This window comes from Chromobacterium sp. S0633 (genome assembly GCF_024158805.1).
In the GTDB taxonomy this organism is placed as follows: Bacteria; Pseudomonadota; Gammaproteobacteria; order Burkholderiales; family Chromobacteriaceae; genus Chromobacterium.
On sequence record NZ_JAMZGH010000029.1, the window covers coordinates 30,829 to 57,045 of the forward strand.

The following is a 26,217-nucleotide window of genomic DNA, read 5'->3' on the forward strand; positions in this document are numbered from 1 at the left end:
TTCCCACACACCCAGAAATCAATCCAGGCAGCGATCTCATCGATACGCGGGGCTAAGCGCGCTTAGATCCATGGCTTCGCAAGCCATCACTTTTCCATCGCGAAACGTCTCGCGACTCAGCTCGCCTAATACCCGCCCCGGCGGGAGTTCCAACAAGGTCCGCATGCCGCGTTCCCAAGCGTGGCGCGCCGCATCGGTCCAGCGCTGCTGTCGCGCCATATTGCAGGCCAGATCATCGGCCAAAGCCTCGGCGTCGAACAAGAGCCGCGCGCGGCTCACGCTTAGATAGGGCACCGCCGGCCGGCATATTGCCACCCTGGCGATAGCGGCCCGCAGCTCCTGAGCCGCCGGCTCCAGCAGCGGGCAGTGCGACGGCACGCCAAGCTCCAGACGTCGGCAAGCCCGCGCCCCCGCCGCTTTGGCCGCGGTCTCCAGTTTCGCCAAGCCATTTCCGTGTCCGGCGGCCACAAACTGGACATCGCCATTCAGATTCGCCAGATACAGCGGCGTAGCCGCGCAGTGTATCGCGGCGATCAAGCCTTCCAGCCGCATCTGGTTCAATCCGGTCACCGCCAGCATGCCGTAGCCCATCGGGAAAGCCGTCTGCATCAATTCTCCGCGCAAGGCCACCAAGCGCAGGGCGTCGTCGAAACCCACCACCTGCGCCGCCACCGCCGCCGGCCAAGCGCCAATGGAAAGTCCCGCCACCATCGCCGGCCGCCAGCCTGAAGCCGCCAGCAAACGCGTTGCCGCGACGCCGGCGATCAGCAGGCAAAGCTGGACCGCGCGGGTGGACTGCAAAGCCTCCACGCTATCCAGGGTCAGCGGATTGACGGCCAGGACTTCGCCCGCTTGCTTCAAGGTTTGCGCCACCGACGAGTGCTCAGGCAAGCAATGCAACATGCCGGCGCGCTGCGCGCCCTGCCCGGGGAAAGCAAACAACACGCTCACGACATCGCCTCCTTCAACCAGGGATCGCCAAACAAACGAGGGCCCTGTTCCGTCTTCAACAGCACCGCACCGCGCGCCGCCAGCCATTCCGCCAGCGCGAAGCCACCGTGGCCGACATCGATCTGGATATCGAGCCGGCACCCAGGCCATGAACTCAAGCGACGCAAATCATCCCGCTGCGTCCGGCCAGGCCGCTGCGGCAGCCGGATTAGCAAATCCAGGTCGCTCTCCTCTCGCAGCAGCGGCAAACCGCTGGCCAGCGCGAAACCGCAACTGCCAGTTGGCCCCCAGGCCCAGCCGCGGGCGTCCATCCAGGGCCGCAGCGCGGCCAATGCCAGCAAGGCCAGCGGCCAAGGTCCGTTCCAATCATCCAACCTCGCCAGCAGGCTTTCCGGGCTCAAGCGTTCCGCCACCGCCGCCGGGGCCAACCAGGCCGCCAGCCGCTGCTCCCGCCGCCAACCGCGCAGGCCCACAGGAATATCACCGCCGGCTCGGACATCGCGCCGCACCACCGCCAGATCGGCCAATGGCCGGTCTGCTGCCAGCCAGTCCGGCCGCTCCGCCGGCAAACGCAGGCCGGCAGCATCGCCCACCCGCAGCAGATCATGCGCTTGCCAGCAAGGCACTCAGACCACGCCAAGCGCCGGCGGCGGTCGCCGTCGGGTCCAGGCGGTACGCAGATCATAGCCATGGGCCAGTTGCAGCACCTCCATATCCGCGCGCGGCCGCCCAATGATCTGCATGCCCATCGGCAGCCCTTGCCGATTAAAGCCCACCGGCACGCTGGCCGCCGGCAAGCCGGCCATGGTGGCGGCCAGCACGACTTCCATCCAGCGGTGGTAACTGCTCATCTTCACGCCAGCGATCTCTTCCGGCCAGCGCTGCTCCAGCGTGAACGGAAACACCTGGGCGCTGGGCAACAGCAGGTAGTCGTAGTCCTCGAACAGCGCCAGCATCGCGCGATACCAATCGCTGCGCACCTTGGACGCCTGATAAACCTGCAGCGCGCTCAACCCAAGCCCGCCCGCGATTTCCCATTGCAGTTCCGGCTTCAGCAAGCGCCGCTGCTCCGGATCTCGATAATGGTGTTCCAAGCTGCCGGCCACCAACCAGTGGCGCAAGGTTTGCCAGCTCTGCCATAGCGCGCTCATGTCGAAAGCCGGCGACGCCGGCGTCACCGTGCAACCCAGCGCTTCGAAATCCGCCAGGGCGGCGCGGCACAGCGCCAGCACACCATCTTCCATCGGCAGATAGCCATCGTAGTCACCCAGCCAGCCCAGCCGCGCGCCGCGCAGATCACGCTCCAGCGGCTGCCGCAAATCCGGCGAATCGTAGGCCAGCGGCGCGCGCGGGTCGGCCCCGGCCTGAATGCGCAGCAGGGCCAGCAGGTCCGGCACCGACCGCGCCATCGGCCCCACGGTGGCCAGTTGCTGAAGGTAGAGCTCCGGCGAGGGGCCCAGCGGCGCGGCGCCGGCGCTGGGACGGAAACCAAAGACATTGTTGAACGCCGCCGGGTTGCGCAAGGAGCCCATCATGTCGCTGCCGTCTGCCACCGGCAGCATGCGCAAAGCCAGGGCCACCGCCGCGCCGCCGCTGCTACCGCCGGCGCAGCGCGCCGGATCATAGGCATTGCCGGTAGCGCCGAATACCGGGTTGTACGTATGGGAGCCGGCACCGAACTCCGGCGTGTTGGTCTTGCCGATGATGATGGCCCCCGCCGCGCGCATGCGCTCCACCATGATGTCGTCCTGCGTGGACACCTGGCCGCGATACAGGGGCGAGCCCATGCTGGCGACCAAACCGCGCGCGGCGGCCAGGTCCTTGACCGCCAGCGGAAAGCCATGCATCCAGCCACGGCTGTGGCCGCGGCTCAGCTCGGCGTCGCAACGCGCGGCTTCAGCCAGCAGGGCGTCGGCGGGTTGTAGCGACACCACGGCCTTGACCGCCGGATTCAGGGCTTCAATCTGTTGCAGATAAGCCCGCATCGCCTCCTGGCAGGATACACGCCGCTCATGCAGCGCCGCGGACAGCGCGCAGCCGTCCAGTTCAACAATCTCCCGCGCGCCCGCAGGCGTTTCGATCTTAAACACGGCCCGCTCCTTCGCTGAGGGACGCCGCGCCGCGGCTCTCGATGCCGGCGTTCTGGGCCGGCGCACGCAGCCGGTAAGCGCCCAGCAGTCCAATTGGCAAACAGAACATCAGATAGAAGGCCGGCGCCAATGAGGAGCCGCTGCGCTGGGTCAGCAAGGTAACGATGAAGGGCGCGAAACCGCCAAACAGCATCACCGCCAGATTGTAGGAAATCGACATCGCCGTGGAGCGCACCTTGACCGGGAACAATTCGCTGACCGCGGCCGGCACCGGTCCGTTGCACAGGCCTTGCAACACACACATGATCACTTGCACCGCCAGCAAGCGCGTAATGCTAGGCGTCTGCTCCAGCCACCAGAACAGCGGATAGACCAGCAGCAGCATCATCCCCTGCGCGCCCAGCAGGATCGGCCGCCGTCCAATTCGGTCCGACCACCACCCGGACAAAGGCGTCATCAGGGTCAGCACCGCCACCGCAACGGTCTGGGCCGCGAAAGCCTGTTCCAGCGGCAGGCCAAACTGACGGCTGGCATAGCCAGGCATGCTGATCAGGACCACATAGAACACCGCGGTGCCCGGCACGATCAGCGCCAGCGTCGTCCACATGCCGCCCATATTGCCGGCCAAGCCCAGCACGAGCGGCTCGGCGGCCGGCTGACGGCTGGCGTGGACGAAGGCTTCGGTTTCCTCCATATGACGCCGCATCCACAGCCCCACCGGCACAATCAGCAAGCCAAAGACAAAGGGCAAGCGCCAAGCCCAAGCCTCCAATTGCGGCGGCGTGAAACCATAGCTGACCAGCGCACCCATGGCGGCGCCGGTCAGCACCGCGAGCGACTGGCCGAACAACTGCCAAGAACCGTATAAGCCACGCTTGCCAGGCGGCGCCATTTCCACCAGAAAAGCGGTGGAACTGGCGTACTCGCCGCCGGTGGCGAAGCCCTGGATCAAGCGCGCCAGCAGAATGAGCGCCGGCGCGGCCACGCCGATGGCGGCATAAGGCGGCGCCAGCACAATGATGAGAATGGCCAGGCTCATCAATCCCATGATGAGCTGCAACGCCGCCTTGCGGCCCTTGCGATCCGCGTAGACGCCCAACAGCACCCCGCCCACCGGCCGCATCACGAAACCGGCGCCGAAAGTGGCGGTGGCAAGCAGCAAGGAGATGTATTCATTGCCATCCGCCGGGAAGAACAGCTTGGAAATCACTCCGGTCATGAAACCGTAGATGATGAAGTCGTACCATTCCAAGGCATTGCCTATGATGGCCGCCGCCACCTGTTGAATGCGAGAACGGGAAGAAGTCTCAAGCGACATAGCAGCCTCCTGCGATCGGGTGGGTACCCAAGAATCTGTTCAATGCCCGCCGTGCAGCGTGGAGCGCCGCCACGGCGAGCGCGCCTCGCCTCACTCTTGCCCGCGCAATGGTGAACCGGCGCTCAAGCCATCAGCCCACGCACGGCGAGGTACAACAAGGACGGCCCCAGCAGACAGCCAAGACCGGTATAAAACGTGGCGGTCATCGCGCCATAAGGCACCAGCTTGGGATCGGTGGCGGCCAGACCGCCGCACACGCCGCTGGTGGTGCCCATCAGGCCGCCGAAGATCATCGCGGTACGCGGGTTGTCCAGGCCGATGAACGGCGCAGCGAACGGCGTCGCCACCATCACCAGCATCGACTTGACCAGGCCCGCGGCAATGCTCAGCGCCATGGCATCCGAACTTGCCCCAATCGCCGCGCCGGTCACCGGACCAACAATATAGGTCACCGCTCCGGCCGCGATCGTGGTCACGCTCACCGGATCGTCATAACCGAAAGCCAAGGCCACCGCCGCGCCCGCCGCGAACGAAACCAGCACCCCCAGCAATAAGGCTGCTCCGCCGCTCGCCCCCGCTTGCCGCAAAACCCGCACATCCACGCCAAACGCCGTCGCGGTAATGGCGAAGTCGCGCAACATCGCGCCGCCAAACAAGCCGATGCCCGCCAATACCGGCACATCGGCGGCCCCCTTGTCGCCGCCGGTCCAGCTGCCGCAGACATAGGCCAGCACCAGGCCCAGCAAGATGGCGATGGCCGAACCGTGGATCCGCCCGGCGCATAAACGCGCCGACAGCCGGTAGGACAGCAGCAGGGTCAGGCCAATGACGGCGAAGGCGGTCAGCAAGCCATTGCGGAGCAACACCTGCTCCAGCAACGCGCCCATGCTCAAGGCTCCGCCGCCGGCTCGCCGGAACGGCCGCGGCGGTCCAGCAAGGGGATCAAGACGCCGCAAGCCAGCACCGCCAGGCCCCCGGCCAATACCGCCGCCAGGCCGCCCCGCAAAGCAGCCGCCACGTTTTGCAAGGCGGCCATCGCCACCACCACCGGGATATAGATAGCGCTCCAAAAGGCAATGCCCTGTTGCGTGGGCGCCGTCAGCGCGCCGCGCCCGCGCAGCCACTCGCTGCTGGCGATCAGCAGCAGCATGGCGAAGCCCACGCCGCCGACATTGGCTTTGACGCCAATCAGCCACCCCAGCGCATCCCCCAACAGCAGGCCGCACAATACGCAGGCCGCCAGTAAAGCCGTGCCATAGATCACCATGATGTCAGCTCCCATTGCTCGCACAGCCGTTGCCGTACCAGGCGCGACGCCCTCTGCGCCATCGCCGCGCCTTGTCGCCGCCCCTGGTCGCCGGCCTGGCGGATATCGGTCAGGGCCTCGCCCAAGGCCGCGCGAACCCGCGCGATATCCGCCGCCGTGGGAGCATGGATGGCCTCCACCGGCAATAAACGCCACAACAATCCCAAGCTGGCATAACTGCGGATGTCGTAAGCCATAGGCGGCAGTTCCGCCGCCAACGCCTCCAACGCCTCAAGCGAGCGCATCGTCACCTGGGCCGCCGCCTGCTTGCCCATCGCCTGCGTCGTCACCTCGGCGGCGTCCAGCGCCAGCAGGCGATTGGCCTGGTGACCGTGGGCGAGCAAACCTCCGGACATCGCCTGGCCAACGATCAGGCCAATCACCGGGTGGCCGACCAGCCTCGCGCTGGCATAAGCGTCCACCGCCGCAGCCAAGGCCAAGTGAATACCGTAAGCCTCCTCGCGTCGGCCATAAGCCTGACCTGGCGTATCGATCAGCGCGACAATGGCGCGTTTGTCCGCACAGCCGGCATCCGCCGCCATGCAATCCCGCACCGCCTGCGCCAGCGCCCAGCCCTGTTCCAGCCCCGCCTCGCCCCGCCTCGCACGGACGAAACGATTACCTGGGTCTGGCGCCAGGGCGATGTAGCGCGCGGCCTCCCCAGCCAGGCGCGCATCGACCACCCGCACGGCTGGGCCATAAGGGCCGCCGCCCGCCGCTTGCGCTCCGCTCAGCGCGGTTAGCCAACGGCTGGCCAGATTCTGCAATGTCGAATGCTCTCCCATCTCCTCATGCCTCCATCACACTGTTGCCGGCCAAAGGGCATGCATAGGCCGTCAAGTTCCTGCCTGACTGAAATCGGCGTCGGTTTTTTTCTGTCCAATACTCTTTCTTGCTTGATAAACCGCCATCAAGCTGAACACCCCCAAGACCACCAGGTAATAACTGGGAGCCAAATTATCGCCGGTCAATTTAATCAGCCAAATGCAGATCAGTGGCGCAAATCCACCAAACAGGGTAACGGCTATGTTGTAGCTCAAGGCAATACCTGTGGCCCTGGTGGTAGATGGGAATAGATCCGCCATCACGGAAGGAATGACGGAAAAGTACAGCGCCTTCAGCAAGGCCAACCACATCACCAACAATATCAAATTGAATTGACTGGGCTGCTGAGCCAATAGATAAAAACCAGGATATGTGGTGAGCACCACAAGCAGCACCGACCATTTCATCAAAGAAATGCGCCCTATTTTTTCCGCCCACAACCCAGCCAACGGCGTTACCACGGTTAAGATTACGCCACCGACAAAGGCAGAGGTATAGGCGCCAAGACTCGGCAACTTCAAGTTTTGGGTGGCATAAGTGGGAATATAACTAATGACGTAATTAATGGCGGTGGAAACCATCATCAGCCCGATCGCAGTGAAAAACCAGGTTTTTTGCCTTACGAATATTTCCTTCGCCGGCAGCTCCTGTTGAAGGTCGCGTTGAAAGCTGGGGGGCTCATGGATATAACGCCGAATATATAGCCCAACCGGGCCAATCAGCAGGCCGAAGAAGAAGGGAATGCGCCACCCCCACTCTTGTATCTCTTGCTCGCTCAAAACACTCGCCAGCCCCATACCGAACGCCGCCGCCAACAAAGTGCTCGCCCCCTGCGTGGCAAACTGCCAACTGGCGATAAACGCCTTGCGTTCGGGGAAGTGCTCCACCAGAAAAGCGGTGGAACTGCCAAACTCGCCTCCCGCCGAGAAGCCCTGAATAAGGCGCGCCAGCACGATCAACACCGGCGCGGCCATGCCTATCGTGGCATAGCCGGGCATCACAGCTATCATCAAACTGCCCAACATCATCAGCGAGATCGACACCAGCAAAGAAGCCTTGCGACCGGCCCGATCCGCATAAGCGCCCAAGACAATCGCGCCTAAAGGACGAATGATGAAAGACACGCCAAAGCTGGCGAATGTGATTAATAAGGAACTACTGATATCCTGACTGGGAAAAAAGGCGCGTCCTATATAGCTGGCGAAAAACACATAAATGGCAATATCAAACCACTCCAGGCCATTGCCAATGCATGTGGCCAGCAAGGTGCGGTATAAATTAGGTTTGTCCATTACTTTTTCATCCGGCGTAGCTATAGCTGAATTAACCATGCTCTCTCCTCTTTGCCCGGCGAAGCGCATTCGCGAGCAATATATTGTTAGCCATGCCTGAAATGACCCTCTATTTCACTTCCCAGCCTCCTTTCCCAGTAATTGCAGAACATGCTCGCCCGACTCGCCCAGCTCCCAATAGAGTCGCGTCATGATTTGCAAACCCTCTCTGGCGATGGACTTCAACATATGTTCATTAGCACCATGCTGACCACAAGCAGGATAAGAGTGAGGAACCCATAAGGTGGGCAGTTGCAAGATATCGGCGAACACCTCATTCGGCAGCGAGCCGCCGATATTGGGCAGCAATACCGGTTTTTTCCCGGAGGCTTGTTGCATGATTTGCAAAGCCCATGCCACCAATGGGCTTTCCGGATCAAAACGCGTGGCGAGGGAACTGCTTAGCACTTCAACCTCCACCTGTTCAAAACCATGCGAATCCAAATGCCGGCGCAAATATTGGCCGCAGGCTTGCCAATCCGTGCCGACGACAAAACGCAGTTGGCAAACCGCGGTGGCGCAAGGAGGAATCGCATTGACGGGCTTTGCCGGATCCCCGGCAAGGAAGGACAACACCTCCAGGCTATTCCAGCCATACACTCTCTCCACCGGACTTAAACCAGCCTCGCCCCAGTGCGGGTCAATCGGCGGGTCTCCCGGCTGTGGCTCAAACGGAATATCGCTTAACAGCGCCTTCAGGCCAGCGCTTAGCGCCGGGGGCTTCAAAGCGTTTACCTGGATCTGCCCTTGCTCATTCACCAGGCAGGCGACGGCGTTGGCCAATTGAATGGCGGGGTTGCTCAATAAGCCTCCCCAGTTCCCGGAGTGGTAGGCCTGCTGGCGCGCCTGCAAGCTCAGTCGAAAGTTAATGCTGCCCCTGGAACCCAAAAACAGGGTGGGCCGTTCCGCGCTTAAACGCGGACCATCCGAGGCGATGAAGATATCCGCGGCCAAACGCTGTTGATACTGCCGGCAGATTTCCGCCAGGCCGGGAGAACTGATTTCCTCGCCCATCTCAAACAGGATTTTGCAGTTAAAGCCCAAACGTCCGCCTCTGGCCTGGTACACCTGCTGCAGGGCGGCGAAGTTAATCGTATGCTGGCCCTTGTTGTCGGCGCTGCCTCGGCCATACCATCGGTCGCCTTCTTCAAGCAGCGCCCAAGGCTGCAAGCCCTCGCGCCAATGTTCCGCCTGCCCAAACACCACATCGCCATGCCCATAACACAGCAAGGTTGGCAGGCCATCCCCTTCCTGCCGTTCCGCCAACAAAAACGGGCAATCGGCTTGCACCGGATTGCCGAGTAATTCACACGTAAAACCCATGGCGCTTAAGGCGGGGGCGATTTCAGTTTGCAAATACCGCAGCAAGCTCTCCCTGCCCTGTGGGTTTTGGCTTTCGGTCGCCATCGCCACCCGCCGCGCCAACGCTTGCCGCAACTCACCGCGGTCAAAGAAGGCCTGCGCCTGATCGGCGACTTGTTGCCCAGTCATCATGACAATCCTCCCTCTATGGCATCGCCTTGCGCCAAGGAGAGCGCAAGCCGCGCTCGCCCCGCATCCGCCTGCGCCTTCGCATCCAGCTGCGCCAGCCTCGCACGGTAATAGTCAATGTGCTCGCTACGGTGCCGAGGCGGCAGCCCCAAACGCAGCCAGTCCTGCACTTGTAGGCGGATCGCCCTTAGGTCATCGACGCAGCACGCATCGGCCAAACCGGTGGCATGACGTTGCTCGCCTCCGCTCAAACTCCAGATCAAGGGCCGATCGCTGGCGTCGTACTCCGCCGTCCCGGCTTCCTGCTCGATCACCGCCGGCCCGTTCAGCCCCAGGCGCGCTTCGCGAGTCAACAGTAAGTAACTGCATAAGCCGGCGGCGATGCCCATGCCGCCAAAACAGCCCACCGGTCCAACGCTAAGCGCGATCACCGGCCGGTAGCGGCGCAGATCGACAATCGCGGCATGGATGTCGGCAATCGCGGCCAAGCCCAAATTGGCTTCCTGCAGTCTGACCCCGCCGGTTTCCAACAACAGCAAGGCCGCCGTCGGCCGGCCATCGCGATTGGCATCGGCGGCCAGTTCCAGCATGCCGGCGATCTTGGCTCCGGACACTTCGCCCAGACTGCCGCCGAGAAAAGCGCCCTCTATCGCCAACGCGACGACTTCATGGCCGTCCAGCCTGCCGCGCGCGGCTACCACGCCGTCATCGGACTGGGCGACGATGCCCTGCTGCTCCAGCCATGGCGACGCCAAGCGCTGAAAGGGATCCAACAATTCACGGACGCTGCCGGGATCCAGCAGTTTGTGCAGCCGCTGACGCGCGCCGCACTCGCTCAGGCTGTCGCGTTGCAGAATGTCAGCAGCGCTCATCGTTTCCTCCTATCTTCCGGCTGGCTGCCAGCGCTTGCTCCAGCCGCAAGCGGATCACTCCGGGACTGGCGCCAAAATCATGAATATCCAAACGGACCGGCGGCCACGCCGTCTCGGCGAACACGCGCTCCAACACCCGCCACCAGATCTGCTCGGTGCCGGCCAAGGCGGTGCTCACCGTAACCAGGGTGTCGCCGGACGGCGCCGGCTCCAGCAATACCTCCAGATCTCCGGACCCCACTACACCGGCCAGCGCGCGCCTAAGGCCATGATTGGCCGTTGCGGGGTAAGAGAATGTGTAGCGTTCCATTCCAGGCCCTCCTTTGCCGGCGCTTGCGCCAGGCCATCCAACATTAAGGTTGCCGCCAGCAAGTCCGCGGCGCCTCCCGGCGATAAACGCCGGCGGCGCAAGCTCTGGTCCAGTTTCAACAAGCGCCGCCATCCCTCTCGGTTGGCGCAGCCTCCGGCCCGCAGTACAGCAGCCGCGCCACCTTGCGCCAACACCAGACCGCGCCGGCCTCCGCGGGCCAATAGGCAGGTATCGTCCAACTGCCGCATGATCGCTAGCAGCGCATCCAGCCGCGCCAGTCCCTCGACGACACCGCGCCGGCGCGCTGCTTGCAGGGCAGGCAGACCATGGTCGATCACCTGCGGAAAGCCGGCAATCGCCTGGCGGCGCGCTCCACCCACCCCATAGCGGGCGCAAACACGCCCTCCCGGCAAGGACAGCGACGGAGGCGCCGCGGGATCCTCTATCCGCGCTAAGCCACCCGCTCTCAACGCCAGGGTCCGCAACGTCAGCCCGGGCCAGGCGGCGGCGGCGGTCACCAGCAGGCCCAAGGCCCAGATCGCGCCGCGATGGGTATTGATGCCGCCGCTGGCGGCCAGCATCGCCGCCTCGGCCTGCCTGCCCGCCAAGCCGATACGGGCGCGCAGCCTCGGCAAGTCGCCGCTCCCTCCTTCTTGCGCCCCCGCCTCCGCCATCGCCAGAAAACCCGGACGCAAGGCCTGAGCCGAACTGCGCAGCAAAGCCCAATCCATGTCTTGATGCGCGCCGCCGCCGCGCTGGTCCACCAAACCCGGCTTGGGCGTCAACGCCGCCTCCGCCAGCAAGGCTGCTACGGCGGCGTCGGCCAGCGCCTCCGGGGACAAACGCCTCGCTCTCCGCTCGGTCCGGCTCGGCATCATCCGCTCCGAAACCGCGCAGGGGGGCGATACAAACCACCGGACCATTCCACCAGTTCGGCCATGCTTTTGGCGGCCAGCCATTCACGGCCAGCCTCGCCAGGAGACACGCCCAGATCTTCAGGCAAAGCCACCAAGCCCTGCCTGCGCATCCAGGCCCGTTGCGACGGATCGCTGCGCAGTCCTATCGGCGTGACGCCGGCCACCGCCGCAATCATCTGCCGCCGCTGTTCCAGGGATTCCGCGCGGTAGAGATAAGCGATGCCATCCTCGGTCAGCAGATGGGTGACGTCGTCCCCATAGATCATCACCGGGGCCAAGGCCATGCCGCTGACGCGCCCCACCGCCAACGCGTCCAGCGTTTCGACGAAAGTCGGCTGCATGTTTTCCTGGAAGGTTTCCACCATCTGCACCACCAGCTTGCGGCCGCGCTCCAGCATCGGTTCCGGCGCGGGGGGCCGCATGTCCAGCCAGGCCGGCGTGGGGTGGCGGCGGCCGCGCGGGTCATGGCCCATATTGGGCGCGCCGCCAAAACCGGCCAGCCGGCCGCGCGTCACCGTGGAGGAGTTGCCGTCGCCGTCGACTTGCAGCGAGGCGCCGATGAACAGATCCACGCCGTACTGGCCGGCCAATTGGCACAGCAGGCGATTGGAGCGCAAGGCGCCGTCGCGGCCGGTGAAGAACACGTCCGGCCGCGCGGCGACATAATCCTCCATGCCCATTTCGCTGCCGAAGCAATGCACGCTGTCGACCCAGCCGCTCTCTATCGCGGGAATCAGCGTCGGGTGCGGGTTCAATGCCCAATGCCGGCAAATCTTCCCCCTCAGTCCCAAGCGCTCGCCATAGGTGGGCAGAATCAATTCGATGGCGGCGGTATTGAAGCCGATGCCGTGATTCAGCGACTGCACCTGATGCCGCTGGTAGATGCCGCGGATCGCCAACATCGCCATCAGTACTTGCAAAGGTTTGATGTGCCGCGGATCGCGGGTGAACAAGGGCTCCATGTGGAAGGGCCGGTCCGCCGCCACCACGAAGTCGATCCAATCGCCGGGAATGTCGACGCGCGGCAGATCGGAAACATCGTCGACCACTTGATTAACCTGCGCGATGACGATGCCGTTGCTGAACGCGGTGGCCTCCACCAGAGCCGGCGTGTCTTCGGTGCTGGGACCGGTATAGAGATTGCCGGCGCGGTCGGCGCTGAAACCGGCCACCAAGGCCACATTGGGCCGCAAATCCACCACCAGCCGCGCATACAGCTCGATGTAGGTGTGAACTGCGCCGATCTCCAACAAGCCGTCTTCCAGCAACTGGCTGATGCGCAGGCTTTGCGGCCCGGCAAAAGAAAAATCCAGCCGCCGGGCAATGCCGCGCTCAAACACGTCCAGATGCTCGCTGCGGCTGACGCAGGGCATGATCATGTGCAGATCGCACACCCGTCCTGGCTCCAACTGCGCCAGAGCCCGCGACAGGAAATCAGCCTGCTTCTGGTTATTGCCCTCCAGCACGACCTTGTCGCCCGATTGCAGCAAAACATGCAAAGCGGCAACGATGTCGGCAGCGGCCAACTGCTTGCCCGACGCCATCCCCCTCAAGCGCTCAATCCGCCGCTGCTTGTCCTGCCGCCGCAGTCCCCAATCGCGAGTTTCACTCATGAGGTCCTCCTCCAAGCCCTCACGCAATGCGACTACCATACGGACTTGGCAATGCGGCCATCAATCAAGCACACTGGCGCATCATTACTAATAAGTTAACGATGGGCTTCAGATCACCCGCCTGGAGGTCGCATGTGGACTTATGACGAAGTCACGCTGAAAAAACTGAGCGTGTTCCTGACCTTCATGCGCCTGGGAAACATGAGCCGCACGGCGGAGGCTTTGGGGCAAAGCCCGGTCAGCGTGCACCGCGCCCTGCACTCGCTGGAACAAGCCTTGGCCTGCCCGCTGTTCCAGCGCAGCGGCCGTCGGCTCGTTCCGCTGGAGTCCGCTCAGGCTTTGCTGCTTAGCGCGGAGCGGGCCTTGCTGGAATTGGAGGACGGCGTGCGCCAAACCCGGGAGGCGGCCGGTTTCGGATCGGCCAGGCTGCGAGTGGGCGCCCTGTACTCGCTGACCGCCGGCGCACTCCCGCATATTTTGGCCGGTCTGAAGACGCGCAGGCCGCAGCTGGCCGTGGATCTGACGCTTGCGTCCAATCAAGAACTGAGGCAGAAGTTGCTTGATGGCGCGCTGGACGCCATCGTCATCGTTGAGCGGGAGCCTAGCACCGGATTGGCGTGCTTAAGCATCCCCATGTTTGAGGACGAAATCTGCTTCGCCGCACCGCTGAACTCACCTTGGAGTCAATTCCAAAGCATTGACTTGGCGACGCTGCGCGACCTGCCTTTCGTCACCTTGCACGACACCTTTGCCACCGGCCAGGACTTTGCCCAGGCTTTTGCGATAGCAGGCATCCAGCCCAATGTGGTGATGCGCGTAGCTGACATTTTTTCGCTGAGCAATCTGGTGTGCGGCGGCATAGGCTATTCCTTGCTGCCACGCCGCGTGGCCTTGTTCGGCCCGCAGTTGCAGTTGATTCCGCTGACCGCTCAGTATCGCCGAACCCAGCGCATTCATTTGCTCATGGCCAGCAAACGCGAACGCGACCCTAATTTGCTGGCGCTTGCGGCGGAATGCCGCCTCTATGGCCGCCATCATTCCCCACAGATTTCACACTCGAACACTAGGGTATAAGCAACAACCCAATGTCATTTTTGCTATAACTATACGGTATTAAATTTTCCAAATAACCACCAATAGTCACTGACAAGAAATGACATTGCCGTCACAATGTCGCCCCAATCCCGAACTTCGAGCCGTTGACCCGATGACACGCGCGCTGTCGACATTGCTGCTGCTGTGCCTGCTCTTGGCCGGCGGCGTCGCGCATGCCGGCTTCCGGACCTTCAGCGAACGGGACGCCGCCGTCTATTGCAGCGCCGACGCCGGCCTGGACATAGACCGCGTCGCCAGCGCCGGCTGGCAGACGCGTTTCCAGCCGCTGCCGGACGGCAAACTGGCGCGCGGCTACGGCCACGACACCTGCTGGCTGCGGCTCAAGCTGAGCGATGTGCCGCCCCGGCCCTGGCTGGAGCTGATTCCCAGCTATTTGGCGCGGCTAAGCCTGTATCAGCGGCTGCCGGACGGCGGCTGGCAACGGCGGGACATCGGTTCCTGGCGTCCGGTGTCCGCGATGGAGCTGCCGCTGATCGCCGCCAGCTTTTCCCTGCTGCCGCATGAGCAAACGGTCTTCGTCAAAGTCCAGTCGCTGGCCTTGAACGCGCAGCCGCGCCTGTGGAGCGAGGCGGAACTGGCCGCCCACAACAATCAGCGCCTGCTGCAATTGGGTCTGATATACGGCTATATGCTGACCATGGTGCTGATCGCGCTGGCGGCCTGGCTGATCACCCGTCGGGCGCAGCACGCCAAGCTGTTCGGCTACATCCTGGCGGTGGCCTGCCACCGCTTCGCCACCGACGGCATGGCCCGCCTGCTGCTGTTTCCGGAGCAGCCCCAGATCGCGCTGCTGTGCAATTACGTCGGCCTGGGCGCCGCCGTCATGCTGGGCTGCGCCTATTTCGCCCATCTGCTGGAGCTGAAGCGCGACTATCCCCGCACCTACCGGCTATACCAGCTGCAGGCCGCCGCCGGCGCCGCCACCGTGCTGTGCGCCTTGTTCTGGCCCTTTGGCCTCGCTTACAGCATTCCGGTCACCCTCTACGCCATCATCGTCATCAATCTGCTGACCCTGCCGGTCTGCTGGCGGCTGTGGCGGCGCAACGACAGCGGCGACCGCCTGATCGCGCTGCATCTGCCCACCAATCTGGCGCTCAACATCCCCGCGCTGCTATTGCATCTGGGACACATCCCCTATCAATCCTGGATCCAGGAATACGGCCGCCTGGCCGATCTGCCGCCCATCACCCTGCTCTACATCGGCCTGTTCCTGCGCATGCGCACGCTGGAGCGCGAACGCATCGAGGCGCTGCATCAGGCCAGCCAGGCCCAGGCCGACAGCCTGCGTCAGCGCGAGGCGCGCGAAGAGCAGGCCGATCTGCTGGCGATGATCACCCATGAAATCCGCACCCCTGTGGCCATCATCGACGCCGCCAGCAGCAGCCTGCGCCTGCTGGAAGAGGACGCGCCGGCGCCGCCGGTGCTGGCGCAGCGGCAGGCGCGCCACGAACGCATCCAGCGCGCCTTGCAGCGGATGCAGGAATTGATGCGGCTGGCCGAGCAACACGGCCGCGCCGATGTGAGCGACGCCGGCCTGCACAGCCGCCCGCTGGATTTGCTGGAGCTGACCCGGCGCAGCCTGGAACAACTGGACGCGGACGCGCAGCGGCGCTTCTGGCTGCAAAGCGGCGGCGCGCGCATGCCGCTGTGCGGCGACGACCAATTGCTGACGATGCTGCTGCAGAACCTGATGGAAAACGCCCTGAAATACGCGCACCCGGACACGCCCATCCAGATCGGCGTCCACCGCCTCGCCGACCGCATCGTCTGGCAAATCAGCGACTACGGCCCCGGCATCGCGCCGGGCCAGGAAGAAGCGATTTTCCAGCGCTTCACCCGCTTGGCGGAAACCAGCAACCGTCCCGGCCTGGGACTGGGCCTGCACCTGGCGCGGCGCATCGCCGTCCAACACGGCGGCGAGCTGGGCCTGGACCCTCACTGGCCGCACGGCGCCAGCTTCATCTTGCATCTACCGAAAGCCGCTCATGACGCACATAGCCTTGCTTGAAGACAACCCGGACCTGCGCGAAGAGCTGCTGTTCCAGCTCAAGCGCTGCGGCTACCAGGCCACCGGCCTCGCCTGCGGCCAAGAGCTGGAACGGCATCTGGCCGAACATCCCTGCCGGCTGCTGATACTGGACCTGGGCTTGCCCGATATCGACGGCATGGCGCTGAGCCGGCGGCTGCGCGCCAGCCACCCCGGCCTGGGGCAAGTCATGCTCACCGCGCGCGGCGCGCTGGACGACAAGGTGCAGGGCCTGCAGCAAGGCGCCGACGCCTATCTGGTCAAACCGACGCCGCTGGCGGAATTGCTGGCCACGCTGGCCAGCGTGCTGCGGCGGCTGGACGGCGACGCGGCGGAGCGCGCCGACGGCTGGCGTTACCACGCCGCCAACCGAACGCTGACCGCGCCCAACGGCCAGCAGCTGCACCTGACCCATGCGGAACACCAGGTGATGAGCGCGATGCTGCGGCGCGCGCCGGAACCGGCGCACCGTCGCGAACTGGCGGAGGCGCTGGGCGCCAATTATCTACACTACGACGAACGCAGACTGGAAACCCTGATCAGCCGCCTGCGGCGCAAGCTCAGCGCCATCGCGCCGCAACACAATCCCATCCTGGCGGCCAGGGGCGTTGGCTATGGTTTCAGCGAGCCCTGCCAGCCGCTTTGAGGCGGCAAAAAAAACGCGGCCCGCAATGGGCCGCGCTTGGGCGGAGCAAGAAGGGACGCAGGCTCAGCGGCGGCCGGACTTCTTGCTGTCCCGCTCCTGTTGCCGGGCTTCGCGTTCGGCGGCGCGGATGGCGGCCAATTCCTTGGCGCGCTTTTCCCAGGCCAGCCATTCTTCCGGCCGTTCCAGCGTGATGCGGCCGATATTGCCGTCGCGGAAATCGGTCAGCACGATCTCGGCCGCCTTCTGCACATTGATCTTGCCGCCGGACTGCACCGCGCCGCGCTTGCGGCCTATCATTTCCAGCACCTGCCAATCCTGCTGACCGGCGATGTCGTCCAGCTTGTAGCGCGCGCTCAGCTCCGGCGTGTAGTGCTGCATCAGATACTTGAGCAGCTCCAACGCCACTTCCTCTTCATCCATCGCGTTGCGGCCCACCGCGCCGCTGGCCGCCAGATTGTAGCCGCCCTCTTCCACCTCGATCTTGGGCCACAGCATGCCCGGGGTGTCGAACAACTCCACGTCGTCGGCCAGGATGATGCGCTGCTCGTTCTTGGTGACGCCGGGCATATTGCCGGTCTTGGCCACCTTGCGGCTGCTCATGCTGTTGATCAGCGTGGACTTGCCCACATTGGGAATGCCGCAGATCAACACCCGCAGCGGCTTTTCCAGGCCGCCGCGCGTCGGCGCCAACTCGCGGCAGGCGGCCACCAGCTTTTGCGCCGGCGCGCGCTCACCGGCGTCCATGCCCAGCGCCTGGGTGTTTTTCTTGGCGCGATACCAGTCCAGCCACTGCTGGGTGGCGGCGGCGTCGGCCAAGTCCTGTTTGTTCAGGATCATCAGCCGCGGCTTGCCCTTGGCCATGCGCGCCAGCATGGGATTGGCGCTGGAAGCCGGCAGCCGCGCGTCCAGCATTTCAATGACCACGTCGATGTCTTTCAATCGCTCGGCCACATCCTTGCGGGCCTTGTTCATATGGCCGGGGAACCATTGGATTGCCATGCTTCTAGCGCTTTCTTATCGGATCAAGTAGATAGGTTAGGCCATTATGGTCCAGCTCCTGCATCAATTGCAGCAGGCGGCCAATTTCGCCGGGAGGAAAGCCTTCGCGGGCGAACCAGTTCAGATAGTTGCCGGGCAGATCGCAGATCAGCGTGCCCTTGTGTTTGCCAAACGGCATGGCCCGGGTCACCAGGCTTTGCAAATCATCGGCTTGCATTGCGCCTCTCGTTCAAACAGCCTGCGCATTGTGCCAAAACCGCGGCCCGCTGGCCATGCCCGCGCCCCTGGCTTGACATGGCGCAAGCGCCGGCCGGGTTTTGCTGGGGGCGGCCAGGCGCGCGGTTTAGCATGTAGGCGGCTTTCAAAAACCAGCGGCTCGCCGGCCGCCCATTTTCCGGTTCGCGCAGAACCTTGCCGGGCGCCGGGCATTGCATATGCCCGCGCCCGCTCTTTTTGTCCGGAAACCGCTCACTCCGGCATCGGTTTGCCGTCGTTGAAATTCAGGAAACCGCGCACGATGCGGTACACGTACCACACCCAGGTAACGCCCAAAATCACGAAACCCACCAGGATCCAGGCCAGCGCCACGCCCAACACGGTGCCGAGCAAGGCCCACCAGAAGGTGCGGATCTGCCAACTGAAATGGCTTTCATAGCGCGTGCCGCGCACATCGTCGCGCTTGACGTAGTTGATGATCACCGCCACCAAGCCGGTCAGGCCGACAAACAGGCTGATTGCCTGCAGGATATAGACCACCAGGGTCAGATTGTTCAGTTTGCGTTCGTCTTCTTGCGTGATCACGTCCATGGACATCATGCCTCCCCGGCTCAAAATTTATGCGAAACAATTATCAAGATACCCTAGCCAGCAGCGCTTGCAAGCGCTGTTCGCAATGCCGCGTCAACGCCGCTTCCCCCCTGCCGCCGGCCAGGGCCAGCGCCACCTCGGCGCTGCGGCTCCAGGCCTGCAAACACGATTCGCCGCCGGCGTCCGCCACCAGAATGGGCAAGGCCGGCGCGAACGGCAGGCCGATCTGTTCCGACCAGGCGCGGCAGCGGCGGTTCGCCAGATCCAGCCGGGCAAAGCTCTCCGCCGTCACCAGCACGTGGCTGAGGCCCAGCAGCAGAATGCGCGCGGCCAGCCAATCCGCCGCGTCGGCCAGCCGCGCCGGCGTCTCCCCGCTCCGTTCGCGCCAACGTTGCGCGGCCAGCAGCATGGCCATCGCGCGCAGCTGCGGCAGCCGGCTTTCCAGCACGCCGCCGTCGCGCCGCGCGGCGGCCATCCACGCGGCATCCGGCGCCGGGCGGTTGGCGTAGCGTTCGCCGTCGGTCAACACTTTCACCGGAACGGCGTCGCTGGGACACAGCAGGGACCAAGACTGGCGCGCGATTTGCGCGGCATCGCTGACTTCATTCATGGAACGGACCTCCTGGGGTCTGGCCTGGCTTCCGGAGGTCATGTATTTCGGGGAGGAAAAACAAATGCCGCCGGTAGCGCGGCGGCATTTATCGGGAATCTTTACTAGTGCTGGGTCAATCTTTCAGTCCACAGCCATCCCTTGGCGCCGCCGGTGTGCGGTACCAATAAAAATAGCTGTTGAAGAAGGCGAAAGATTGGGTCATGTCGTGCATGCTGCCAACAATAGGCCCGGCTTGTCAAGAAAAACCCCGGAGCATGCTCCGGGGTTTCGCCAGACCATCCCGCTTACATATTGGGATAGTTGGGGCCGCCGCCGCCCTCAGGCACGGTCCAGACGATGTTCTGGGTCGGGTCCTTGATGTCGCAGGTCTTGCAGTGCACGCAGTTCTGCGCGTTGATCTGCAAGCGCGGCTCGCCCTCTTCGCGGCCGACGATCTCATACACCCCGGCCGGGCAGTAGCGTTGTTCCGGCGCGTCGTACTTGGCCAGATTGAACTGCACCGGCACGCTGGCGTCCTTCAGCTTCAGGTGCGGCGGCTGGTCTTCGCCGTGATTGGTGTTGGAAATGAACACCGAGGACAGACGGTCGAAGGTCAACACCCCGTCCGGCTTGGGATAGGCGATGGGCGCGCACTCGTCGGCCGGCTTCAGGCTCTGATGGTCGGCCTGGTGGTGGCGCAGCGTCCACGGCGCCTTGCCGCGGAACAAAAAGGTGTCCAGCGCCGAATAAATCATCGCCGGCCACAGACCCCAGCGGAACGAGGGCCGGATATTGCGCACCCGGTGCAGTTCCTCGTGCAGCCAGCTTTGCTTGAATTTCTGGCTGTAGGCGGTGGCTTCGCGCGCCGGCTGCTCCTGGCCCAGCAGTTCGAACACCGCTTCCGCCGCCAGCATCGCCGACTGCATCGCGGTATGGGTGCCCTTGATCTTGGGCACGTTGAGGAAGCCGGCGGTGTCGCCCACCAGCAGGCCGCCGGGGAAGGTAAGCCGCGGCAGGCTTTGCAGGCCGCCCTCGGTCAGCGCGCGCGCGCCGTAAGACAGCCGGCGGCCGCCTTCGAACACCTTGCGGATCGCCGGATGGGTCTTGAAGCGCTGGAACTCCTCGAACGGCGACAGGTAGGGATTCTGGTAATCCAGGCCGATGACGAAGCCCACCACCACCTGATTGTTCTCCAAGTGGTACATGAAGGAGCCGCCGTAGGTGGCGGTGTCCACCGGCCAGCCCACGGTATGGGTGATGCTGCCCGGCTGATGCAGTTCCGGCCGCACCTCCCACAATTCCTTGATGCCGATGCCGTAGGTTTGCGGATCGGCGCCGTCGTGCAGGCGGAAGCGCTCGAACAGCGTCTTGGTCAAGGAGCCCCTACAGCCTTCGGCGAAGATGGTCTGCTTGGCCCACAGCTCCATGCCAGGTTGCCAGGCGTCGGTTTTCTCGCCGTCCTTGCCGATGCCCATATCGCCAGTGGCCACGCCCTTGACCGAGCCGTCCTCGTGATAGAGCACTTCGGCCGCGGCAAAGCCGGGGTAGATTTCCACGCCCAGTTCCTCGGCCTGCTGGCCGAGCCAGCGACAGAAATTGCCGAGGCTGACGATGTAGTTGCCGTGATTGTGCATCTGCGGCGGCGTCGGCAGCTGAATGGATTCGGTTTCGGTCAACAACAGGAAACGGTCGGACTTGGCCTCGGTGTTCAGCGGCGCGCTTTTTTCCTTCCAGTCCGGGATCAGCTCATTGAGTACCCGCGGTTCGATCACCGCGCCGGACAGGATGTGGGCGCCGATTTCCGAGCCCTTCTCCAATAGACAGACGCTGATCTCCCGGCCCTGCTCCGCCGCCAGCTGCTTCAGGCGAATCGCCGCGGTCAGCCCGGAGGGGCCGCCGCCGACGATCACCACATCGTATTCCATGTAATCGCGTTCCACTGCATCTCCTTAATCGCGCGCCGGGTTCAAAAGCCCCGCTACCGCATGCATGTTGCATGGCGCGCGATCAAAAATCAAACAACCGTTTAAAAACTGTCAGACGCCCGACCGCCGGCCGCCCGTCTGACTTCAATCTGTAAAGGCTCACCCTGTTGCAAATGCACATCGCGCTGCGGGAAGGGCAGCTCGATGCCGGCCTTGGCCAGCGCGCCGTCTATCATGTGACGCAGATCGCTGGCCACCAGCACGGAATCGGCGTCGCCGATGTCCAGCCAGTACTCCAGCTCGAACTCCAGCGCGTCGGCGCCGAAGTTGCTGAACAACACCCGCGGCGGCGGCTCCTTGAGCACCAGGCCGTGACGCTCCGCCTCCGCCAGCAATAGATTGCACACCTCGCGCGGCGGGCTGCCGTAAGCCACGCCGATGGCGATTTTCCGGCGAATCCGCCGGTTGCTGTAAGTCCAGTTGGTCACCGCGCTCTCCACAAAGGTGGAGTTGGGGATCAGCGTCTCGATGCCGTCGCCTGCGCGCACCACCGAAGAACGCAGCCCTATGCTGCTGACGGTGCCGCTGATGCCGCCGACCTGGACGAAGTCGCCCACTTTCAGCGGCCGCTCCACCAAGAGCATCACGCCGCTGATCAGGTTCTTCAGCAGGTTCTGGGTGCCGAAGCCGATGCCGATCGCCAGCGCGCCGCCCAGGAAGGCGAACACCGTCAGCGGAATCTTGACCAGATTGAGCGCGAACACCACCAGCAGGGCGATCACGCAGACATAACTCCAGCGCCACCAGATATTGGCGGCGGCCTCGCTGAAGCCCAGCCTATGCGTGGCCAAGCGCCGCAAAGCGCGCAGCAGCGCGGTGCTGGCGGCGTAGCCTATCAGCAGCACCAGGATGGCGCCCAGACTCTTGCCTATGGTCACGCTGCGGGTGGCCTGCACTTTCTGGCCGTTGATCTCCACGCTGTCGTCGGCGCTGAACAGTTCATAATTCCACAGCGCCCGCGCCGCCTGCAACACGCGCTCGCTCAGCCGGCGGGACACCTCCTGCGGCGTGCCCTCCGCCGGCGCGCCGACGTCGAACTCCTGCTGCAACAGCAGAATGCCGGTCAAGGCCGCCTGCACCGGCTGTTGGGCGGCGTTGACGATGTCCAGCCGTTGGCGCAGCAGTTGCAGCATCGCCAGCGCGTGGCCGCCGCCGCGGTCCAGGCCGACTTCATGCTGCACGTCCGCCATCTTGGCCATGGTCAGCTCCGCCTCTTTTTGCAGGTAATCGCGCACCGCGCCCAATTCCTCGCCGGCCTGACGGCTGGCGCTGGCCACCTCGGCCAGATTGGCCGCCTTGCCGGCGTACAACTGGTAGCGGTACTCCCAGATGCCGCCCTCCTGCGAGTTCGCCTCCTGACGGATGCGCATCAGCTGCACCGCGAGGTCGCTATTGTCCAGAGCCTGGCGCTGCTCGACTGTGCGCTGGGTCAAATCCTGTAACAGCGCGGCCTGCGCCGGCGCGTCCTTTTTCTGCTTCAAGGCCGCCAACTGCCGCTCCAGTTCCTCCAGCTCGGCCTTGACCCGGCGGCGGCGCTGCTCGTGCGCGCTCATCTCCCGCTCCAGGCGCAGGCGTTCCTCTCCCAAGCGCCGTTGCACCCCGTCCAGCTCCGCCGGCTGGAAACGGACCTGTTTGCCGACGCCGTCCAGTTGTTTCCGCCACAAGTCCAACTGCGCCTGCAAGGTCTGCTGACGGATGCGCAGCACCTGCCCCAAGGCGTCGAACTGCAGCAATTCCGACGCGCTGATGTCGCGGCGCCAGCGCGCGCCGTCCATCCGCCAGCGCAGCGCCTCGGCCTCGCCGGCCGCGGCCCCTTCCAACTGCTCCCGCGCCTGGCGCAGACTCACCTCGTTGAGCTTGAGGCTGTTGCGCATCGCCTCCTGCATCTGCGACAACATCAGTTGCTGCGCCTGCTGGGTATCCTTTTCCCAGCCGCCGGTCTGCAGGCGGCTGCGCAAGCCCTCCACCAAGGACACCGGATAGGGGCCGGCTTGCGCAAAGCCGCTCCAGCTCCGCAAGGCCTCTTCGGCCTCGGCTTGCTGCCTCAGCCTCTGATCGCGTTCCCCCGCAAGATCCAGCTGCCAGGCGTAAGACGCCACCAAGCGTTCCAGCAAGGCGCGGCGAAACAACAGCTCGCCCGGGGTGACGCCGGCCGGCAACTTGTCCAGCTTGATGGTTTCCAATTGATCCAGCGCCTGCTGCGCCTCGGACAGCTTGTCCGCCACGCTGACCGCGGGCGCCGAAGCCGCCGGCTTGGCCGCGGGTTTGGACGCGGCCGGCAAGGCGGCGTAAGCCCCGGCGCAGGACAAGAGCCCGGCAAACAGGCAACAGACAGCAAAGAAGCGGCTCTTCACGCTAGGCATTTCATTGAACAAGCGGTGGACCTTGCCCCGGCGCAGACCGCCGGCGGCAACTCGACGGCGCATTTTCGCACGAATCCGCGCGCGGCACCCAGGCCCAAACCATGCCAAAGGCATTGCCTCGCCTCAGATCACGCCCGCCCCGCGCAGGCGGGCAATGTCCTCGGCACCGTAGCCGGCCTTCTCCAGCAAGGCGTCGGTGTGCTGGCCCAGCCGGGGCGGCGCCTCGCGATATTGCGGCGGCGTGTCCGACAGTTTGATCGGGCAGGCCACCAGGGGCACGGCCTGGCCGTCCAGACCCGGCAGTTCGATCTGCATCTGACGATGCCGGATTTGCGGATCGGCGAAGGCCTCGTCCACGGTATTGATCGGTCCGCAGGGCACGCCGGCCTGATCCAGCCGCGCCAGCCAGGCGTCGCGCGGCTGAGCCAGGAAGCCGGCGGCCAGCAAGGGCACCAGCTCGTCCCGGTGCGCGACGCGCTGCGGATTGCTGGCGAAACGGGCGTCGTCGGCCAGTTCCGGCCGGCCTATCAGCTCGCACACCGAGCGGAACTGGCGGTCGTTGCCGCAGGCCAGGATGAAGTGGCCGTCGCCGGCGCATTTGAATACTTGGTAGGGCACGATATTGGGATGGGCGTTGCCCAGGCGCGGCGGCACCGCGCCGCCCACCAGCCAGTTCATATTGACGTTGGCCAGCATCGCCAGCGCGCAGTCGAACAAGGCCATATCGATATGCTGGCCGCGCCCGCTGCCTTGCCGCGCCCACAGCGCGGCCTGGATCGCGTTGGCGGCGTAGAGTCCGGTGAACAGATCTGTGACCGCCACGCCCACCTTGTGCGGCTCTCCGTCGGCCGGGCCGGTGATGCTCATCAGGCCGGACATACCCTGCACGATGTAGTCGTAGCCGGCCATCTGCGCGTACGGCCCGTCCTGGCCGAAGCCGGTGACCGAGCAATACACCAGCCGCGGGTTGAGCTCGGCCAGGCTGGCGTAGTCCAGCCCGTACTTGGCCAGCCCGCCCACCTTGTAGTTTTCAATCAGCACGTCGGCGTCGGCGGCCAGCCGGCGGACGATCTCCTGCCCCTCCGGCTTGGCGATGTCCACGGTCAGCGATTTCTTGCCGCGGTTGGCGCACAGAAAATAAGCGGCGGTGCCGTCCGGCAGGCTGGGCGGCGCCCATTGCCGGGTATCGTCGCCGCAGCCCGGGCGCTCCACCTTGATCACTTCCGCGCCCAGGTCGGCCAGCAACTGGCCGGTCCACGGCCCGGCCAATACCCTGGACAAATCCAATACCTTGATGCCTTCCAGCGCGCCCCTCATCTGCGTCTCCCGATACATGCAGCCCATCGAAAAAAAAGCGGCCCGGCAAGCCGGGCCTCCAAGGACAGACAGGAATAACGGCGCGGCCGGCCTCCCGGCCGCGCCGGCTTATCAGGCAAACGCCTGAATACCGGTCTGGGCTCGGCCCAGAATCAAGGCATGCACATCGTGCGTGCCTTCGTAAGTGTTGACCGCCTCCAGGTTCATCACATGGCGGATCACGTGGAATTCGTCGGCGATGCCGTTGCCGCCGTGCATATCGCGCGACAGCCGGGCGATGTCCAGCGCCTTGCCGCAGTTGTTGCGCTTGATCAGCGAGATCATTTCCGGCGCGGCCTTGCCTTCGTCCATCAGGCGTCCCACGCGCAGCGCCGCGTGCAGGCCTAGGGCGATCTCGGTCTGCATATTGGCCAGTTTCAGCTGGATCAATTGATTGGCGGCCAGCGGACGGCCGAACTGCTTGCGGTCCAGCGTGTACTGGCGCGCCGCGTGCCAGCAGAATTCGGCGGCGCCCAGCGCGCCCCAGGCGATGCCGTAGCGCGCCTTGTTCAGGCAGCCGAACGGCCCCTTCAAACCCTTGACGCCCGGCAGGATGGCGTCTTCCGGCACCAGCACGTCGTCCATCACGATCTCGCCGGTGATGGAGGCGCGCAGCGAGAACTTGCCGTGGATCTTGGGCGCGGACAGCCCAGCCATGCCCTTCTCCAGCACAAAGCCGCGGATTTCGTCTTCGTCGTCCTTGGCCCAGACCACGAACACATCGGCCTGCGGGCTGTTGGTGATCCACATCTTGCTGCCGTTGAGCAGATAGCCGCCGTCCACTTTGCGCGCCCGCGTCTTCATGCTGGCCGGGTCCGAGCCGGAATCCGGTTCGGTCAGACCGAAACAGCCCAGCCATTCGCCGCTGGCCAGCCGCGGCAGGTATTTATCCTTCTGCGCGTCCGAGCCGTAAGCCCAGATCGGATGCATCACCAGGCTGGACTGCACGCTCATCGCCGAGCGGTAGCCGGAATCCACCCGCTCCACTTCGCGCGCCACCAGGCCATAGGCCACGTGGTTGAGGCCGGCGCAGCCATAGCCTTCTATGGTGCAGCCGAGCAGGCCGAGCTCGCCCATCTCGTTGATGATTTCGCGGTCGAAGCGTTCTTCGCGGTTGGCGCTCAACACCCGCGGAAACAACTTGTCCTGACAGTAGTCATGGGCGCTCTGCTGCACCATGCGTTCTTCTTCGCTCAGGCATTCGGCCAAAAGCAAAGGATCGTCCCAGCTGAACGGCGCGCGACTGGAGGGGGCTGCCATAGGTTCTGTCTCCGCGTTACTTGTTCCGCATTGCGGAACTTGG

At 64.4% G+C, this 26,217-nt stretch carries 24 protein-coding genes; 3 read left to right on the forward strand and 21 right to left on the reverse strand.

The genetic code is table 11. From position 1 onward, the window contains the following. Positions 1 to 36: 36 nt before the first annotated feature. The 13 genes from mdcH to mdcA form a co-directional block, all read right to left on the reverse strand. Positions 37 to 951 (reverse strand): malonate decarboxylase subunit epsilon, encoded by a 915-nt coding sequence (gene mdcH, locus NK214_RS17170; RefSeq protein WP_253315063.1) that lies wholly within the window; start codon positions 949 to 951, stop codon positions 37 to 39. Further along, positions 948 to 1,577: a malonate decarboxylase holo-ACP synthase gene (locus NK214_RS17175; RefSeq protein WP_253315064.1), complete on the reverse strand. Its 630-nt coding sequence runs from the start codon at positions 1,575 to 1,577 to the stop codon at positions 948 to 950. Before NK214_RS17175 ends, mdcH begins: the two co-directional genes overlap by 4 nt. Beyond that, on the reverse strand, positions 1,578 to 3,041 hold the full coding sequence (locus NK214_RS17180) for an amidase (RefSeq protein ID WP_253315065.1): 1,464 nt from the start codon (positions 3,039 to 3,041) through the stop codon (positions 1,578 to 1,580). Beyond that, the gene (locus tag NK214_RS17185; protein WP_253315066.1) at positions 3,034 to 4,359 is read right to left on the reverse strand and encodes an MFS transporter; all 1,326 of its coding nucleotides are present in this window, start codon (positions 4,357 to 4,359) and stop codon (positions 3,034 to 3,036) included. Before NK214_RS17185 ends, NK214_RS17180 begins: the two co-directional genes overlap by 8 nt. A 122-nt stretch (positions 4,360 to 4,481) precedes the next feature. After that, on the reverse strand, positions 4,482 to 5,246 hold the full coding sequence (madM, locus tag NK214_RS17190) for a malonate transporter subunit MadM (protein ID WP_253315067.1): 765 nt from the start codon (positions 5,244 to 5,246) through the stop codon (positions 4,482 to 4,484). Between the two features lie 2 nt (positions 5,247 to 5,248). Further along, the gene (gene madL / locus NK214_RS17195; protein WP_235084565.1) at positions 5,249 to 5,626 is read right to left on the reverse strand and encodes a malonate transporter subunit MadL; all 378 of its coding nucleotides are present in this window, start codon (positions 5,624 to 5,626) and stop codon (positions 5,249 to 5,251) included. Beyond that, entirely contained in the window at positions 5,620 to 6,450 is an 831-nt protein-coding gene (gene mdcE / locus NK214_RS17200) for a biotin-independent malonate decarboxylase subunit gamma (RefSeq protein WP_253315068.1), read from the reverse strand. The genes madL and mdcE overlap by 7 nt, the downstream gene beginning before the upstream one ends. A gap of 51 nt (positions 6,451 to 6,501) precedes the next feature. Next, positions 6,502 to 7,821 (reverse strand): MFS transporter, encoded by a 1,320-nt coding sequence (locus tag NK214_RS17205; RefSeq protein ID WP_253315069.1) that lies wholly within the window; start codon positions 7,819 to 7,821, stop codon positions 6,502 to 6,504. 75 nt (positions 7,822 to 7,896) lie between these two features. After that, positions 7,897 to 9,315, reverse strand: coding sequence for a M20 family metallopeptidase (locus NK214_RS17210; RefSeq protein ID WP_253315070.1), 1,419 nt, complete (start codon positions 9,313 to 9,315; stop codon positions 7,897 to 7,899). Then, a complete protein-coding gene (locus tag NK214_RS17215; RefSeq protein WP_253315071.1) occupies positions 9,312 to 10,184 on the reverse strand; it encodes a biotin-independent malonate decarboxylase subunit beta in 873 nt (290 codons plus the stop codon). Before NK214_RS17215 ends, NK214_RS17210 begins: the two co-directional genes overlap by 4 nt. After that, positions 10,171 to 10,494, reverse strand: a complete 324-nt coding sequence (locus NK214_RS17220; protein WP_253315072.1) for a malonate decarboxylase subunit delta — start codon at positions 10,492 to 10,494, stop codon at positions 10,171 to 10,173. Before NK214_RS17220 ends, NK214_RS17215 begins: the two co-directional genes overlap by 14 nt. Further along, a complete protein-coding gene (locus NK214_RS17225) occupies positions 10,425 to 11,369 on the reverse strand; it encodes a triphosphoribosyl-dephospho-CoA synthase (protein WP_253315073.1) in 945 nt (314 codons plus the stop codon). The genes NK214_RS17220 and NK214_RS17225 overlap by 70 nt, the downstream gene beginning before the upstream one ends. Continuing rightward, positions 11,369 to 13,024: a malonate decarboxylase subunit alpha gene (gene mdcA / locus NK214_RS17230; RefSeq protein ID WP_253315074.1), complete on the reverse strand. Its 1,656-nt coding sequence runs from the start codon at positions 13,022 to 13,024 to the stop codon at positions 11,369 to 11,371. Before mdcA ends, NK214_RS17225 begins: the two co-directional genes overlap by 1 nt. Positions 13,025 to 13,156: 132 nt before the next feature. Between mdcA and NK214_RS17235 the strand changes: the two genes are divergently transcribed. The 3 genes from NK214_RS17235 (at position 13,157) to NK214_RS17245 (ending at position 16,812) form a co-directional block, all read left to right on the forward strand. After that, complete coding sequence (locus tag NK214_RS17235) at positions 13,157 to 14,098, forward strand: LysR family transcriptional regulator (protein ID WP_253315075.1); 942 nt, start codon at positions 13,157 to 13,159, stop codon at positions 14,096 to 14,098. Between the two features lie 133 nt (positions 14,099 to 14,231). Beyond that, positions 14,232 to 16,148, forward strand: a complete 1,917-nt coding sequence (locus tag NK214_RS17240) for a sensor histidine kinase (protein WP_253315076.1) — start codon at positions 14,232 to 14,234, stop codon at positions 16,146 to 16,148. Next, positions 16,126 to 16,812, forward strand: coding sequence for a response regulator transcription factor (locus NK214_RS17245; RefSeq protein WP_253315077.1), 687 nt, complete (start codon positions 16,126 to 16,128; stop codon positions 16,810 to 16,812). The genes NK214_RS17240 and NK214_RS17245 overlap by 23 nt, the downstream gene beginning before the upstream one ends. Before the next feature lie 63 nt (positions 16,813 to 16,875). On the opposite strand, the gene ylqF is transcribed toward NK214_RS17245, so the two are convergent. The 8 genes from ylqF to NK214_RS17285 form a co-directional block, all read right to left on the reverse strand. After that, positions 16,876 to 17,811 carry a ribosome biogenesis GTPase YlqF gene (gene ylqF, locus NK214_RS17250; RefSeq protein ID WP_107798056.1) on the reverse strand — a complete coding sequence of 312 codons (936 nt, stop codon included), beginning with the start codon at positions 17,809 to 17,811 and terminating at the stop codon, positions 16,876 to 16,878. A 4-nt stretch (positions 17,812 to 17,815) separates the two neighbouring features. Then, positions 17,816 to 18,028, reverse strand: coding sequence for a DUF3820 family protein (locus NK214_RS17255; RefSeq protein WP_019100859.1), 213 nt, complete (start codon positions 18,026 to 18,028; stop codon positions 17,816 to 17,818). Positions 18,029 to 18,279: 251 nt separating this feature from the next. After that, positions 18,280 to 18,618: a DUF4870 domain-containing protein gene (locus tag NK214_RS17260; protein WP_107801617.1), complete on the reverse strand. Its 339-nt coding sequence runs from the start codon at positions 18,616 to 18,618 to the stop codon at positions 18,280 to 18,282. Between the two features lie 43 nt (positions 18,619 to 18,661). Beyond that, a complete protein-coding gene (locus tag NK214_RS17265; RefSeq protein WP_253315078.1) occupies positions 18,662 to 19,228 on the reverse strand; it encodes a hypothetical protein in 567 nt (188 codons plus the stop codon). 287 nt (positions 19,229 to 19,515) lie between these two features. Continuing rightward, complete coding sequence (locus NK214_RS17270) at positions 19,516 to 21,135, reverse strand: electron transfer flavoprotein-ubiquinone oxidoreductase (RefSeq protein WP_253315089.1); 1,620 nt, start codon at positions 21,133 to 21,135, stop codon at positions 19,516 to 19,518. 101 nt (positions 21,136 to 21,236) lie between these two features. Continuing rightward, complete coding sequence (locus NK214_RS17275; RefSeq protein WP_253315079.1) at positions 21,237 to 23,621, reverse strand: mechanosensitive ion channel domain-containing protein; 2,385 nt, start codon at positions 23,619 to 23,621, stop codon at positions 21,237 to 21,239. Between the two features lie 60 nt (positions 23,622 to 23,681). Next, positions 23,682 to 24,875 carry a CaiB/BaiF CoA-transferase family protein gene (locus tag NK214_RS17280; RefSeq protein ID WP_253315080.1) on the reverse strand — a complete coding sequence of 398 codons (1,194 nt, stop codon included), beginning with the start codon at positions 24,873 to 24,875 and terminating at the stop codon, positions 23,682 to 23,684. Positions 24,876 to 24,986: 111 nt separating this feature from the next. Continuing rightward, positions 24,987 to 26,174 carry an acyl-CoA dehydrogenase gene (locus NK214_RS17285; protein WP_227106762.1) on the reverse strand — a complete coding sequence of 396 codons (1,188 nt, stop codon included), beginning with the start codon at positions 26,172 to 26,174 and terminating at the stop codon, positions 24,987 to 24,989. Positions 26,175 to 26,217: the final 43 nt, after the last annotated feature.